This window comes from Arsukibacterium sp., assembly GCF_041616895.1.
GTDB lineage: Bacteria > Pseudomonadota > Gammaproteobacteria > Enterobacterales > Alteromonadaceae > Alishewanella.
In genome coordinates this window covers 23,185-38,615 of the sequence record NZ_JBFJPY010000012.1, presented here as the reverse complement: position 1 = coordinate 38,615, position 15,431 = coordinate 23,185, and the positions used below count along the sequence as shown (strand labels likewise).

General features: G+C 48.2%; 15 protein-coding genes. 12 read left to right on the top strand and 3 right to left on the bottom strand.

Annotated elements, in window-relative coordinates; translation table 11 throughout:
* Positions 1-48: 48 nt before the first annotated feature.
* Complete coding sequence (locus tag ABY802_RS03835; RefSeq protein WP_372625688.1) at positions 49-795, bottom strand: outer membrane protein assembly factor BamD; 747 nt, start codon at positions 793-795, stop codon at positions 49-51.
* Positions 796-917: 122 nt separating this feature from the next.
* Between ABY802_RS03835 and rluD the strand changes: the two genes are divergently transcribed.
* The 6 genes from rluD (at position 918) to ABY802_RS03805 (ending at position 8,849) form a co-directional block, all read left to right on the top strand.
* Positions 918-1,892 carry a 23S rRNA pseudouridine(1911/1915/1917) synthase RluD gene (rluD, locus tag ABY802_RS03830; RefSeq protein WP_372625687.1) on the top strand — a complete coding sequence of 325 codons (975 nt, stop codon included), beginning with the start codon at positions 918-920 and terminating at the stop codon, positions 1,890-1,892.
* Between the two features lie 7 nt (positions 1,893-1,899).
* Complete coding sequence (gene pgeF / locus ABY802_RS03825; RefSeq protein WP_372625686.1) at positions 1,900-2,646, top strand: peptidoglycan editing factor PgeF; 747 nt, start codon at positions 1,900-1,902, stop codon at positions 2,644-2,646.
* A 127-nt stretch (positions 2,647-2,773) separates the two neighbouring features.
* Positions 2,774-5,347, top strand: a complete 2,574-nt coding sequence (clpB, locus tag ABY802_RS03820) for an ATP-dependent chaperone ClpB (RefSeq protein ID WP_372625685.1) — start codon at positions 2,774-2,776, stop codon at positions 5,345-5,347.
* Positions 5,348-5,564: 217 nt separating this feature from the next.
* Positions 5,565-6,401: a CDP-diacylglycerol--serine O-phosphatidyltransferase gene (pssA, locus tag ABY802_RS03815; RefSeq protein ID WP_372625684.1), complete on the top strand. Its 837-nt coding sequence runs from the start codon at positions 5,565-5,567 to the stop codon at positions 6,399-6,401.
* Positions 6,402-6,494: 93 nt separating this feature from the next.
* Entirely contained in the window at positions 6,495-8,081 is a 1,587-nt protein-coding gene (gene gshA, locus ABY802_RS03810) for a glutamate--cysteine ligase (protein ID WP_372625683.1), read from the top strand.
* A 129-nt stretch (positions 8,082-8,210) separates the two neighbouring features.
* Positions 8,211-8,849, top strand: a complete 639-nt coding sequence (locus ABY802_RS03805; RefSeq protein WP_372625682.1) for a hypothetical protein — start codon at positions 8,211-8,213, stop codon at positions 8,847-8,849.
* 44 nt (positions 8,850-8,893) lie between these two features.
* Here ABY802_RS03805 and ABY802_RS03800 read toward each other — a convergent pair whose 3' ends face one another.
* Positions 8,894-10,183 (bottom strand): HlyC/CorC family transporter, encoded by a 1,290-nt coding sequence (locus ABY802_RS03800; protein ID WP_372625681.1) that lies wholly within the window; start codon positions 10,181-10,183, stop codon positions 8,894-8,896.
* 81 nt (positions 10,184-10,264) lie between these two features.
* Positions 10,265-11,071, bottom strand: coding sequence for an inner membrane protein YpjD (locus ABY802_RS03795; protein WP_372625680.1), 807 nt, complete (start codon positions 11,069-11,071; stop codon positions 10,265-10,267).
* 157 nt (positions 11,072-11,228) lie between these two features.
* Here ABY802_RS03795 and ffh point away from each other — a divergent pair, with 157 nt between their 5' ends.
* The 6 genes from ffh (at position 11,229) to ABY802_RS03765 (ending at position 15,386) form a co-directional block, all read left to right on the top strand.
* Complete coding sequence (gene ffh, locus ABY802_RS03790) at positions 11,229-12,596, top strand: signal recognition particle protein (RefSeq protein WP_372625679.1); 1,368 nt, start codon at positions 11,229-11,231, stop codon at positions 12,594-12,596.
* Positions 12,597-12,732: 136 nt separating this feature from the next.
* Positions 12,733-12,984 carry a 30S ribosomal protein S16 gene (rpsP, locus tag ABY802_RS03785; RefSeq protein WP_046554096.1) on the top strand — a complete coding sequence of 84 codons (252 nt, stop codon included), beginning with the start codon at positions 12,733-12,735 and terminating at the stop codon, positions 12,982-12,984.
* A 27-nt stretch (positions 12,985-13,011) separates the two neighbouring features.
* The gene (gene rimM / locus ABY802_RS03780) at positions 13,012-13,548 is read left to right on the top strand and encodes a ribosome maturation factor RimM (protein WP_290611075.1); all 537 of its coding nucleotides are present in this window, start codon (positions 13,012-13,014) and stop codon (positions 13,546-13,548) included.
* Positions 13,548-14,324: a tRNA (guanosine(37)-N1)-methyltransferase TrmD gene (gene trmD / locus ABY802_RS03775; RefSeq protein ID WP_372625677.1), complete on the top strand. Its 777-nt coding sequence runs from the start codon at positions 13,548-13,550 to the stop codon at positions 14,322-14,324. Before rimM ends, trmD begins: the two co-directional genes overlap by 1 nt.
* A 22-nt stretch (positions 14,325-14,346) precedes the next feature.
* On the top strand, positions 14,347-14,706 hold the full coding sequence (rplS, locus tag ABY802_RS03770; RefSeq protein ID WP_290611077.1) for a 50S ribosomal protein L19: 360 nt from the start codon (positions 14,347-14,349) through the stop codon (positions 14,704-14,706).
* 38 nt (positions 14,707-14,744) lie between these two features.
* Positions 14,745-15,386, top strand: coding sequence for a DNA-J related domain-containing protein (locus ABY802_RS03765; RefSeq protein ID WP_372625676.1), 642 nt, complete (start codon positions 14,745-14,747; stop codon positions 15,384-15,386).
* The last annotated feature ends 45 nt before the right edge of the window (positions 15,387-15,431 follow it).

Genomic DNA, 15,431 nt, shown 5'->3' with positions numbered 1-15,431 from the left:
CGCCGCTTAGCCCAATTGAAAAGCCCCGGTAACCGGGGCTTCATCGGATCAGAAACGGTTATTAGCCGGAAAATTTAGCTTAAGCACTTTAAACGTATCGTTCTTCAGTTTTTCCAGACCAAGCTTATCGTAGCTCTCAACCATCACCTCGAGCGCTTGCTCGACGTGAGGTGAGTCACGATAGTATTCAACAATATACTTGCCACGGTTAGCCGCTGCCAGAAACGCACCACGGCGCATATAATAATCAGCGATTAATAGTTCATGCCGGGCCAAGGTATCTTTGATATGCACCATCCGTTCTTTAGCTTCGCCACTGTATTTACTCTGTGGGTAATTGGTGACCAGAATTTTAAAATCATCAAATGCTTGTCTGGTACTGCTTAAATCACGGTCGGCGCGGTCAACGCCAAAAAACTCCTGAAAACTATTTTCATCCGCTTTTAAGTTAGCCAAACCCCGCATATAGTAAACGTAATCCAAATCTGGTTGATTCGGATTAAGCCGGATAAAACGGTCAATACTGGCCAATGCCTGCGGCAAATTTCCAGATTTGTAGTAAGCGTAAATTAAATCCAGTTGAACCTGACGCGCCAGAGGACCAAACGGATAGCGCGACTCCACCGCCTGCAACAGCTCAACTGCTCTGTTATACAAACCGTTATCTAACACTTCTTTGGCCTGCTGATACATGGCCTGGGCCGTTTGACTGCTAGGATCTGGCTGAGCAGGCTTGCCAGCACAGGCGCTTAACGCTAAAAAAACCACTACTATCAGTAAAAAATTCGCTTTCATGTAAAAATCCGTAACTACTTGGCTAAATGGCTGTCTAGTCGGGCGTAAAATCGCTAAAATAACCGCTAATGCGATTCTACCCCAGATAAGTTGGGGTTGCACACAGGATAACTGCTTCCGTCATGACAAAACAGATAAAACTTTCACAAATCGTCCCTGACCACTTTTATGGTATGCGCTTAGATCAGGTTTTAGCAGAAATGTTCCCGGATTATTCTCGATCGCGGTTAAAAGAGTGGATCCTGGCCGATGCAGTGCAGCTGGATCAGAGTGTGCAAAACCTGCCAAAGTTTAAAGTGGTTGGTGGCGAGCAGGTTGATATTGTTGCAGATATTGTCGAGGAGCAACGTTTTGGTGCCGAGCAAATTGCGCTGGATATTCTGCATGAAGATGAGCATATTCTGGTGATAAATAAACCTGCAGGCCTGGTGGTGCACCCCGGTGCAGGTAATGCCGACGGCACTTTGCTCAACGCTTTACTACACCACTGCCCGTCAATTGCAGAAGTACCCCGCGCAGGTATTATTCATCGTCTCGATAAAGATACCACCGGTTTAATGGTGGTTGCAAAAACGATCCCGGCGCAAACCCATCTGGTTGAGGCAATGCAGGCACGGGAAATTACCCGTGAATACGAAGCCATTTGTTATGGCAAGATGACCGGCGGTGGTTTTGTTAATCAACCAATTGGCCGTCACCAGACCAAACGGACCCAAATGGCAGTGATTGATGGCGGCAAGCCAGCCGTGACACATTACCGGGTTATGGAGAAATACCGGGGCCATACCCGATTACGTTTGCGTCTGGAAACAGGCCGTACTCATCAAATCCGGGTGCATATGGCGTTTATTAATCACTCACTGGTCGGTGATCCGGTATATGGTGGCCGGCCGCGGCCGCCACGTAAAGCTGCGGAGAGTTTACTGGTGATGATGCGTAACTTTAAGCGCCAGGCTTTGCACGCGGCGATGCTACGTTTGGCTCATCCTATTACCAGTGAAATATTAGAATGGCATGCGCCATTGCCTGCTGATTTAGTTGAGCTGAATGCCGCATTACGCGCAGATACCCTGTTGCATGGTATGGACGAAGCCTGAGTTGGCTATGTCTGAGTTTATCAGGTCTGAGTTGATTAAACCTGTCTGGCCAGCGCCGGAAAACGTTAAAGCCATCAGCTCTACCCGCCATGGCGGGTACTCAGAAGGGCTTTTTCAGAGTTTAAATCTAGGGGAGCATGTTGGTGATTGCGTCGAAGCGGTCAGACGCAACCGGCAACAGTTTCAAAGCAAGGCTGGTATGCCCGGCCAGCCGGTCTGGCTTAATCAGACCCATAGTACGCGTTGTATAACCCTGTCATCATCAGCGGTTACCAGTGGCAACGCTGACGCCAGTTTCAGCCGTCAGAGCGGGCTTATCTGCACGGTGATGACCGCAGATTGTTTACCAATATTAATTTGCAACCAGCAGGGCACGGAAGTGGCGGCAGTGCATGCCGGCTGGCGTGGCTTGTGTGATGGTATTATTGAAAACACGGTGCAGTTATTCAGTCAGCCACAAGCCTGTATGGCCTGGCTAGGACCAGCTATTAGCCAGCATGCTTTTGAAGTTGGTGCTGAGGTTCGTGCCGCTTTTATGCGGCAAGATCCGCACGCTGGCGCCGCATTTATACCCGGAGCCAGCGGAAAGTGGTTTGCCGATTTGTACTTGCTGGCACGTCAGCGCCTCGCCCGCTGTGGTATTACTAACATTTATGGCGCTGAGCATTGCACCTACCAGCAAACGTCAACATTTTTTTCCTACCGACGCGATGGCCAAACCGGCCGCATGGCTACTGCTATCTGGCTTGATTAAGCCATTAGCCGCTTATGGTTTTGCAGTTTTGCTGATCTAAGTCAATTTTTTGACGTTTGTTGCTTGATATTTACCCAGCATCACCCAATCTTATAACACATCAACGTGACATGATGTGGAGCCAGCCATGCGTTTAGATAAATTTACCAGTAAATTTCAGGAAGCGATTGCAGATGCGCAATCATTAGCATTAGGGCGGGATCAACAATTTATTGAACCCGTTCATCTGATGTTTGCTTTGTTAAATCAGGAGGGGGGAACCGTCCGTGATTTACTTAATAAAATCGCAATTAATTTTAATGAGTTGCGCGCTAAAGTCAGCAAAGCAATAGAGCGCTTGCCGCGGGTAGAGGGCGAGGGTACTAACCTGCAATTATCAACAGCGACTGCTCAGCTTTTACAGCAATGCGACAAGTTTGCCCAAAAGCGCAAAGATCAGTTTATTTCCAGTGAATTATTTGTGCTGGCGGCAACCGAAGATAAAACTGAGCTGGGTAATATTCTGCGCTTACTGGGCGTAAGCAAAGAAAAGGTCACGTCAGCAATTGAAGAGATCCGGGCTGGCCAGAATGTCGATGATCCCAACGCAGAAGACAGCCGGCAGGCACTCACCAAATACACTATCGATCTGACCGCACGGGCTGAAGCCGGTAAGCTGGATCCGGTTATTGGCCGCGATGAAGAGATCCGGCGTTGTATTCAGGTATTGCAGCGGCGCACCAAAAATAACCCGGTTCTGATCGGTGAACCAGGCGTAGGTAAAACCGCCATTGTCGAAGGGTTGGCACTGCGGATAATTAATAAAGAAGTCCCTGAGGGCTTGAAAAATAAACGGGTGCTGTCGCTTGATATGGGCTCTTTGCTGGCGGGTGCTAAGTATCGGGGCGAATTTGAAGAGCGCTTAAAAGCCGTACTAAATGAACTGGCTAAAGAAGAAGGTCAGGTCATTCTATTTATTGATGAAATTCATACCATGGTTGGCGCCGGTAAAGCGGAAGGCGCCATGGACGCGGGTAACATGCTAAAACCTGCCCTGGCGCGCGGTGAGCTGCATTGCCTTGGCGCTACTACCTTAGATGAGTATCGCAAGTACATTGAAAAAGATGCTGCGCTGGAGCGGCGTTTTCAAAAAGTACTGGTAGAAGAGCCTACAGTGGAAGATACCATTGCCATTTTACGTGGTTTAAAAGAGCGCTACGAGTTACACCATGCGGTGGAAATTACTGATCCGGCAATTGTTGCTGCCGCAACCTTGTCAAACCGCTATGTCAGTGATCGGCAGCTACCGGACAAAGCAATAGATTTAATTGATGAGGCCGCGTCCAGCATCCGGATGCAAATGGACTCAAAACCCGAAGAACTAGACCGGTTGGAGCGACGGATCATTCAGTTGAAACTGGAAGACAATGCGCTGGCAAAAGAGTCTGATGAGGGCAGTAAAAAACGGCGGGAAATTATCCAGGAGCAAATTCAGGAGCTGGACGCTAACTATAACGAACTGGACGAAGTCTGGGAGTCAGAGAAGGCCGCCTTGCAGGGTACCCAGAATATCAAAGCGGAGTTAGAGCAGGCCCGGCTTGATTTAGAGGTTGCCAGGCGGGTTAGTGATTTGCAACGGATGTCTGAGTTGCAGTACGGTCGTATTCCAGAGTTGGAGAAGAGGCTCGATTTAGCCAGTCAGGCAGAAATGCAGGAAATGACGCTGCTGCGCCATAAAGTGACTGAGCAGGAAATTGCCGATGTGTTGTCAAAAGCGACCGGCATTCCGGTCAGTAAAATGCTCGAAGGTGAGCGTGACAAGTTATTGAGGATGGAAGAGGCATTACACAATACCGTAGTGGGACAACACGAAGCCGTTGCGGCTGTGGCAAACGCTATTCGGCGTTCCCGGGCGGGGTTGGCCGATCCGAATAAACCTATCGGCTCTTTTTTGTTTCTGGGGCCTACCGGCGTCGGCAAAACGGAGCTGACCAAATCACTGGCTCAGTTCTTGTTCGACAGCCCCGATAATATGGTTCGGATTGATATGTCTGAATTTATGGAGAAGCATGCCGTGTCACGGCTGGTTGGTGCGCCTCCGGGGTATGTGGGCTACGAGGAAGGCGGCTACTTGACGGAAGCGGTAAGACGTAAACCCTATTCCGTGATCTTGCTGGACGAAGTAGAGAAAGCCCATCCGGATGTGTTCAATATTTTGCTGCAGGTTTTAGATGACGGGCGTTTAACTGATGGCCAGGGCCGGACAGTCGACTTTAAGAATGCGGTTATTATCATGACCTCTAACCTGGGCTCTGATTTAATTCAGGAGCATTATCAGGAATACAGTTATCAGCAGATGAAAAATATGTTGATGGATGTCTTAAGCAAACAATTCCGGCCAGAGTTTTTGAACAGGCTGGATGAAGCTGTTGTGTTTCACCCATTGGATACCACTCAGATTAAACAAATTGCCCGTTTTCAGTTGGGACGGCTGGAGCAAAGACTGCAAGCGCGTAATTATGAGTTAAAGGTAACCGAGGCCGCCTTGGATAAACTGGCCGAAGTTGGTTTTGACCCGTTGTTTGGCGCCAGGCCATTAAAGCGGGCAATTCAGCAGCACCTGGAAAACCCGTTAGCCCAAACGTTATTGCAGGGTACCATGTTGCCGGGCGCTACTATTAAGGTTGACCATGATGGCGAGCACTTTGTTATTACCAGCTAAGCGGCGTTTATTACTTAACCTGCAATAGTAATAACGTGATAAACGCTACAGGGCGAGTGATGTCGCGCTGTAGCGTTTTCATCTGTACTTTAGGTTGATTTGATTTTTTTGTCGCACCGCGCTGTGGTGGGCAGGGTAGCAACTTTTGCCGTTTACCTATCCATGTTAAACTAAGTCCCTTATAATCTGACGATTGCTAATTAGAAAAGATGGTTTTATGACAGACTCAAGAAATACTGACTCAAGCCCGCGCAAAGGCATTTATCTACTACCCAACCTGTTAACAACGGGGGGGCTTTTTGCTGGTTTTTTTGCAATAGTTTCATCAATGAATGGCCGGTTTGAAGCGGCGGCAGTGGCGATTTTCATTGCCATGATTTTTGACGGCCTGGATGGCCGTGTTGCCCGTTTAACCAATACCCAGAGCGAGTTTGGTGCCCAGTATGACAGTATGTCCGATATGTTGTCGTTTGGTGTGGCACCGGCTCTGGTTGCCTACAATTGGGGCCTGGCCGATTTAGGCAAATTCGGCTGGCTGGCTGCGTTTATTTTTGTAGCGTGCGCAGCACTGCGCCTGGCGCGCTTTAATGCCAACTTAAGTGTGACTGACGGCCGGTTTTTTCAGGGGTTGGCCAGCCCGGCAGCGGCTGCAATTATAGCCGGCATGGTTTGGACGGGTTCCATTTACGAAGTCGATGGCGATAATATCGGTTATCTTGTTGGCCTTATCACCATTATCACCGGTTTATTGATGGTAAGTAACTTCCGTTATCATTCATTTAAAGACTTAAACTGGCGTGACCGGGTCTCGTTTTTGACGATATTATGTGTGGTGCTGGTGTTTGTGGTTATTGCGGCGCGTCCGGCAGAGATGCTATTTGGTATCTTCTTTATTTATGCCTGCTCCGGCCCCGTTACCACAATTCGAAGTGTGCGCAAATTAAAGCTGGAACATGTGGTGGGTGATACCAACGACGCAGATTTTGCCGATGAGTTGCAAGAACGTAATGACGCGGTCAAGGTAAATGACGCTGATAATGAGCCTCGTGCCTGATTTGTCGTCATTGCGCTAAATTCGTTAACACGCTTGAGATTCTGACACCGCCACCCCATGTTGGGTGGCAACAATAAAAGTAAGGGCCCCCACTTGGCTGACATCCTGCAACAACGCCTGCATGCACTGGCGACTGAACAAAACATCGAGGCGGTAGTTGGGATAAAGCGGGGGATTGAGCGCGAAACCCTGCGAATTAACCAAAATGGCAGCCTGGCCCTGACTCCACACCCCAAAGGTTTAGGGGCTGCGCTGACGCACCCCTGGATCACAACTGACTTTTCAGAGTCGCTGCTTGAATTTATTACCCCTGCCACTGACAAAATAGAAACCACGCTGGCGCAACTGGCAGATATTCACCGTTATACCGTAAAACAATTAGGCGAAGAGCGGCTATGGCCGTCGAGCATGCCTTGTTTTATTGGCGAGGATACATTGATACCGCTGGCACAGTATGGTTCGTCTAATGTTGGCCGGATGAAGACGTTGTATCGCAAAGGCTTGCATAACCGATATGGCAGTATGATGCAGGCGATTAGCGGCGTGCACTACAACTTCTCATTACCGCACAGTTTCTGGGTGTTATATCAGCAGCAGCTTGGTGATCAGAGTACGTTGCAAGACTTTATCTCAGAGCAATATCTGGCACTTATCCGTAATTATAAGCGTCATGCCTGGCTTATCGTTTATTTGTTTGGTGCTTCGCCAGCGATGTGTAAATCGTTCTTAGCGGGCCGACAATCGCCTTATCCGTTTCAACAGTTAGGGAAAGGCACCTTATATCTGCCTTATGCGACATCTTTGCGGATGAGTGATTTAGGCTATACCAACAGTGCCCAGTCTAGTTTGAGTATCACTTATAACAATTTGCCTGAATACATTGCGGGATTGCACCAGGCGGTAAGCCAGCCCTCTGCGGAGTACCAAAATATTGGCGTTAAGCAAAATGGCGAATACCAGCAGCTTAACGGCAATGTGCTGCAGATAGAAAATGAATTTTACTCTACTATCCGTCCCAAGCGCACAACAGAGTCGGGTGAGCGTCCTACCTGTGCCCTGGCAAAACGCGGTGTTGAATACATAGAAGTACGGGCGCTTGATGTTAATCCTTTTAGCAGTATTGGCATTAGTGCTGAACAAATGCGCTTGCTGGATGTTTTTTTACTCTACTGTTTATTGCAGGAGAGCCCGACGCTTTCTGATGAACAACAAACCGTTACTGAGCGCAATCTACGCAAAGTCGTAACCGACGGCCGGCGGCTTAATCTGGAATTGCTGCAGGATGGCAACAGCCGGTTAATGCTGGACTGGGCTGAGGAAATTTTTGCCGATATGATGCCCATAGCAAAATGGTTAGATGAGGCATATAAAAGTAACGGCTATCAGGACGCATTAAAAAAATATTATGTTTGTTTGCTGGATCCGGCGCAAACGCTGTCAGGTCAGTTGTTGAACCAGTTACTGAGTACCCAGCAGGATAATGGTCATTTTATGTTGGCAAAAGCAGATGAGTATCTGGCGCAGCTTCAGAACGAAGACTATCAGTTTTACAACCCTGAAGCATTTACCAAAGCGGCAGCGGCATCAATTCTTGCTCAGCAACAGATTGAACAGCAAGACAGTCTGAGTTTTGACCAGTATATTGCCGAGTATTTTGCAGAAGTACCGGCTTGCAATTAACCTGTGTCAGCCAGATAGTATGCGGGGTAAGGATAAAAAAACGGCTGCCAGGTGGCAGCCGTAAAAGGAGGATCCAAGGGAATAACAAAAACTTGGTTTGCATCCTTGCAAGCTGTTAGAATCATCCCGATGAAAAAAGTTCAAATACCTCATAAACATGTAAAAAACATCCTTGTGCTAACCTTGGCGGCAGTGCTCAGTGGTTGCAGCACACCTCCACCAGAAAACACCTCAGATATCTGTGAAATCTTCAAAGAAAACCGCTCGTGGTATCATGATGCCGCCGCAGCCAGCGAAAAGTGGGGCATGCCAATTTCACTGCCAATGAGCATGATGTATCAGGAAAGTAGCTTTAAACATAATGCACGACCACCCATGCGCTGGTTTATTGGTTTTATTCCTTATGGTCGTGGTAGCTCAGCTTATGGCTACTCGCAGGCGAAAACGGTTACCTGGGATGAGTACGTTAAAGAAGCAGATCGCTTCTGGGCCAGTCGTGACAATTTTGCTGATGCCATCGACTTTATGGGGTGGTATATTGATAAAACCCACCGTTTAAATAAGGTTTCTAAGTGGGATGGTTATCATCAGTACCTTAATTATCATGAAGGTTGGGGCGGCTACCGCCGGGGTAGCTATAAAAACAAAGCGTGGTTGTTATCGGTAGCACGTCGGGTGGACGATCGGGCAAAGATGTATAGTGCTCAGCTGAAAAAGTGTGAAAAGGAGTTACAACGTGGCTGGTTATGGCGGCTGTTTTTCGGTTAACTGCGCCGCCGTTCAATTGATGTCATTGTACACGCGGCACAGCGTTAATGGTTTGGCTTTTTTGAAGTCGGTTTTTTAGGATTAACCAGCAGGCGAATAGTTTTAATCATATTGTCCTGCACATCAACAATTTCCATTGGATAGCCTGCCAGTTTGACACTTAACCGGCCCTGCGGAATTTCTTCCAGGTATTCGAGGATCAGGCCATTTAAGGTTTTAGGGCCGTCGGTAGGCAGGCTCATTTTCATTTCCCGGTTTAAATCCCGTAGGTTAATACTGCCATCTATTAAAAAGGTACCATCTGGCTGAGCCAGGATATCCTCATTGGCCTCCTCGGCAATATCCGTGGTAAATTCGCCGACGACTTCCTCTAGAATGTCTGCCAGGGTAACCAGCCCCTGAATATCGCCATATTCATCAACTACCAGGCCAATTCGGTCTTTGGCGCCCTGGAATTTCAGCAGCTGGGTATTGAGCGGCGTACCTTCCGGGATAAAATAAATTTCACTGGCCGCCCGCAGCAAGGACGCTTTAGTCAGTTGCTCTTTAATCAGCAGGCGCATGAGTTCTCGCGGGTGAACAAAACCAATGGCATCATCAATATTATCCCGGTACATCAGGATCCGGCTATATTGGAAGTTGGCCAGTTGCCGTTCAATATCTTTCCATTCATCATTTATATCGATACCGACAATCTCATTGCGCGGGATCATAATGTCTTCAACGGTAGCGTTTTCCAGGTCAAGGACGCCCACCAGCATATTCTGGTGCTGTTCCGGAATAAGCGCACCCGCTTCATATACCACGGTACGCAATTCTTCGGCGCTTAAACTATTGCCCTGATGTTTTTCCGGACTGACACCGAGCAGGTTCAGCAGGCCATTGGTCACTTTATTCAGTGCCCAGACAAAGGGATAGAAAACCTTCAGCAGCACTGATAATACGGCTGAGGTAGGCAGTGCTACTTTTTCAGGGTGTAAAGCCGCCAGCGTTTTTGGTGTTACCTCAGCGAAAATTAAAATAATCACAGTCAGGGCAATAGGCGCTATTGCCAGGCCATAATCGCCATATAATCTTACGCCGATAATAGTAGCGACTGTCGATGCAAAAATATTAACCAGGTTGTTGCCGATCAGGATCAGACCAATCAGGCGGTCGGGGCGCTTTAAAAGCCGACTGACCCGCAGTGCAGCCTTGTTTTTCTCATTAGTAAGATGTTTCAGACGGTAGGGGTTAACAGACATCATGCCTGTTTCAGAACCTGAGAAATAAGCAGAAAGCACAATAAGCACGCCTAAAATTATGAACAGCGTACTAGTCGATATGTCGTCCAAGAGCTAAATACCTTTATTGCCAAACATCAATTTGCATCTTAACAGCAGTTTAACGCCCGGCGCTATCAAAAACCGTTAATTTCAACCAAGCCTTTCAATTATCACCTCTTTAACAAAGCGACTGCCAAAATAAGCCAGAGTCAGTAAGCTGGTGCCTATAACGGTTAAGGTAATGGCGGTTCTGCCCCGCCAGCCCTTGCGGGCATGGCCCCAACACAGGCTTAGGAAAACCACAAAAGCCAGCGCACTGAGTACCGTTTTATGCAAATTGGCTTTACCCAGCCAGTTATCAATAAACAGCATGCCAATTAATAGTGCGATACCCAGTAACACGGTACCCGCTATTAACAGCCTGAACTGGATGGCTTCGGCCTGCATTAGCGGCGGCAAATACTGGCTTACCGGGGTAATATCTTTTTGCTTAAGCCTGGCGCTGATGTAGCTGACCTGAAAAGAATACAAGGTTGCCATGGTAAGCACCACATAAGCCAGAAAAGCGATAGTGATATGTACCAGCAAACTGATGTTTTGTTCAAAGTGATGCAGCTGTAAATCCTGAGGAGTCAGGAGCATAGCGAGTTGCATCAGTGCCGCAAAGCCATACACCACTGGTAACAACAGTACTGTGGGCGTGCGCAGTGCGGTAACGGTAACTGCGACGGTAACCAGCCAGCACACCAGAGAGCTGACGTTCATTAAACTGAAATTCTGACCTTCGGGAGTAAACAAGGTCTGGGTCAGCGCCAGCATATGCAGCACCAACCCCACCATGCCTGCACTGAACATTAATTTGAAATGAGGGCCTTTTGGGTGAAATAACCGCAGCAATACTGAGCCTGTCGCCAGCAAGTAGGCCGCTAAAGCGAAAAGAGGAAGCAGTCCGGTCATTATTAACAATCCTGTTTTTCAGTGTGTTGACTATTGTAGGGTAACTGTTTGCTTAAGCCCAGCAGTTCTGGGTAGCCACTTTAGCACGTGATAAGCGGCTGACGTAACACTCTGGCTGCGTTATAATCGCTGCAATAAATGAATACGGGTAATAAAAATGTTTGAGAACCTGTCCGATCGGTTAAGTAAAACCTTAAAAAATATCAGCGGCCGCGGCCGGCTGACGGAAGACAATATTAAAGACACCCTGCGCGAAGTTCGGATGGCCTTGCTTGAAGCCGACGTTGCTTTGCCGGTAGTTCGTGATTTCGTTGCCAATGTAAAAGAGCGCTCTGTTGGGCTGGAAGTCAGTAAGAGCCTGACGCCGGGTCAGGAGTTTCTGAAAATCGTTCGCAAAGCGCTGGAAGAAGCGATGGGCGAAGCCAATGAAGAGTTGACACTAAACACGCAACCACCAGCGGTAGTACTGATGGCTGGCCTACAGGGTGCCGGTAAAACCACGTCTGTCGCCAAGCTAGCGAAGTTTTTAAAGGAACGCAAAAAGAAAAAAGTACTGGTGGTATCTGCTGATATATACCGGCCCGCGGCCATTAAGCAGCTGCAAACCCTGGCGGCAGATGTTGGCGTCGAATTTTTTCCCAGCGATTTAACCCAGCAGCCGGTTGCTATAGTTAACGCGGCAATAGCGCATGCCCGTACCCGGATGTTTGATGTATTGCTGGTGGATACTGCCGGCCGTTTGCATATCGACAGCGATATGATGGACGAAATTAAAGCCTTGCACAGCGCGGTAAAACCGATAGAAACGCTGTTCGTCGTCGATGCCATGACCGGCCAAGATGCCGCTAATACGGCCAAAGCGTTTAATGAAGCATTGCCACTTACCGGGGTTATTTTAACCAAAACAGACGGTGATGCCCGCGGTGGTGCGGCGTTATCTATTCGCCATATTACTGGTAAGCCTATTAAGTTTTTAGGTACTGGTGAAAAAACCGATGCGTTAGAGCCGTTCCATCCGGATCGGATAGCCTCGCGCATTTTAGGTATGGGCGATGTGCTTAGCTTAATCGAAGATTTGGAACAAAAAGTCGATAAAGATAAAGCGGCGAAAATGGCTCAGAAGATGATGAAAGGCAAAGGCTTTTCATTAGAAGATTTTCGGGAGCAGCTGGTACAGATGCGCAGCATGGGCGGCATGATGTCAATGATGGATAAGCTGCCGGGCATGAAAAACCTGCCGGCCGGCGCTGCCGGTCAACTGGATGATAAACAGTTTGTGCGGATGGAAGCCATTATTAACTCAATGACCCCGAAAGAGCGCAATTACCCGGACTTACTGAAAGGCTCGCGCAAAAAACGAATTGCCGCAGGTTCTGGCTGCCAGGTGCAGGATATCAACAAGTTGCTTAAACAATTTATGCAGATGCAGAAGATGATGAAGCAGATGTCCGGTAAAGGCGGCATGATGAAAATGATGCGCGGCATGGGCGGCAAACTGCCACCGGGGATGTTACCCCCGCGCTAAATAAGGCAACGGAGGCGCTGTAAAGCCTGAAATGCCTTGCATTTGCAGCAAAAATCCGTACAATGCAGCAGCCCTTCAGTCTGACTGGGGGCTTTATTATTTTTTAAAACCTGAACGATTATTTTTAGAGGACGGTATGGTAACTATTCGTTTACAACGTGGTGGCGCGAAAAAGCGTCCATTTTACCAAGTTGTGGTAGCGGACAGCCGTTTTGCTCGTGACGGCCGCTTTATTGAGCGCGTGGGTTTCTTTAACCCAATCGCTGGCGGTACTGAAGAGAAACTGCGTCTGGACCTGGAGCGTGTTGATCACTGGGTAGCACAAGGTGCTGCATTAAGTGACCGCGTTGCAAACCTGGTAAAAACCGCTAAGAAAGCAACTGCTTAATTAGCAAATTGGTGTGGAGTAGTAACCTTGAGTGACAAAGACGACAAAGACTTAGTTGTCCTTGGTAAGTTTGGTGCCGTATACGGCATTAATGGCTGGCTTAAGGTGGTTGCTTACACTGATATCCCGGAAGGGATCTTTGACTACACACCCTGGCAAATTAAATTGCAGGGTAACTGGCTACCGGTGCAGGTTGCAAGCTGGAAGCGCCATAGCAATGGCCTGATAGCGAAGCTGGACGGCATTAGTGATCGGGACATCGCTCAGCGTTATGTTAACGCTGAAATAGCGGTAACGTCGCAGGCGCTGCCTTCATTAGAAGATGGCGATTATTACTGGAAAGACCTGATGGGGCTGGCAGTAGTAAACGAAGCGGGTTATCACTTAGGTGAAGTCTCGGACATGATGGAAACAGGCTCGAACGACGTTATTGTTGTTAAAGCCAACCGAACAGATGCATTTGGTAAAAAAGAGCGTTTGTTGCCGTTTTTAACCGATACAGTGGTCAAAAGCGTCAACCTGGCTGAAAAGCGAATTATTGTTGACTGGGACCCGGCGTTTTAATGCAGGAAAACTCTAAACTCTGGGTTGGCGTAATTACGTTATTTCCAGAGATGTTTGATGCAATAAAGCAATATGGGGTAACCGGCCGTGCAGTAAAGCAGGGCATTATGCAGTTAGATTGCTGGAACCCGCGGGATTTTACCACGGACAAGCATCGAACTGTTGATGACCGGCCTTATGGCGGTGGTCCGGGCATGTTAATGATGGTTCAACCCTTAACCGAAGCAATTCGGGCAGCCAAGCAGGCTGCTGGGGGCAAGGTTCATACCATCTATTTATCGCCGCAAGGCCGTAAGTTAGATCAACAAGGTGTGGCTGAGCTGGCCACGCACGACAAGCTGCTATTAGTAGCTGGCCGTTACGAAGGCATTGATGAGCGCGTAATTGAAAGCGAAATTGACGAAGAATGGTCAGTGGGTGATTACGTGTTAAGTGGGGGCGAGTTGCCGGCGATGACTCTGATTGATGCAGTTTCTCGCTTAGTACCTGGTGTACTGGGGCACGACTTATCTGCAGCGCAGGATTCATTTTCTGAAGGCTTGCTGGATTGTCCGCATTATACCCGGCCTGAGGTGTTAGCCAATAAACAGGTGCCGTCAGTTTTGCTGAGCGGTAACCACGAAGAAATCAGACGCTGGCGTTTGAAACAGGCCCTGGGAAGGACCTGGTTACGACGGCCAGATATATTAAAACCCCTGGCTCTGACTAAGGAGCAACGCAAATTACTGGCTGAGTTTCAACAGGAACACCAGGCGTTGCAGCAGCAAGATAGTTAATTCCAGGTAAAGTGAGATTGTTATGAGCAAAGTTAGCCAAAACATTATCAAAATGCTTGAAGATGAGCAGTTGAAAAAAGACGTTCCAGCGTTCGCGCCGGGCGACACTGTTGTAGTTCAGGTAAAAGTAACAGAAGGCGACAAAAGCCGTCTGCAGGCATTTGAAGGCGTGGTTATCGCTAAGCGTAACCGCGGTCTTCATTCAGCCTTCACCGTCCGTAAAATTTCTAATGGCGAAGGTGTTGAGCGTGTATTCCAGACGCACAGCCCGCTGGTAGACAGCATCACCGTTAAACGTCGTGGTGCGGTTCGCCGTGCTAAGCTTTACTACTTACGCGATCGTTCAGGTAAATCAGCGCGTATCCGCGAAAAGCTTAACTAAGCAAACCTTAAAGGCCGGCTTTTGCCGGCCTTTTTATTATGTCATCTATGCAGCCGCCCCTTACCGAACCCGTACTCCAGTTGTTACAAAACCAACTGGCCAGCCTGATCCTTTCTGTCATACCTGATGCGCCAGAGCGCAGCCTGACTGAGCAGTACTTGCTGTCGCGCTTAGGGCTCAAATTAACCAGTGACGCTGAACTAAGTCCTGATCTGCAACGTTTTCAGCAACATTTTGTGTTGTATCATTTGCTGTATCGGTTGCAATCAGAATGGCATAGTGCAAATACAGGTTTTCTGAGCATTGGCCTGGCGAAGGTTACCCTGCTTAACACCAGCCACGAGGCTATTACTGCCCTGGCAGAGCACGATGGCAACCGCAGTCGGGCTGAATACTACAGTAATTGGCAAAACTTCTATGCGATGAGCGAGCAGCTGCTCGATAACTACCTGCGGCAGTTTTGGCAGCATTTTAGTAAAGGCGCAGTAACTGATACCACGTTATCGGTGCAACAGGCACAGCAACTATTAAAATTAGTGCCGGGTTTTAGTCTGGCACAGTTAAAAAAAGCATATCGAACTCAGGCTCTGCTATTTCATCCGGACCGGGCAGATGGTCATACCGAAAAATTCAGACAAATTCAGCAGGCTTATCAGCAGTTACTGCGACAATTCCATTAAATCGTATTATTTCGTATTAAATAGTTTACGGCAAATTCCTTGTCA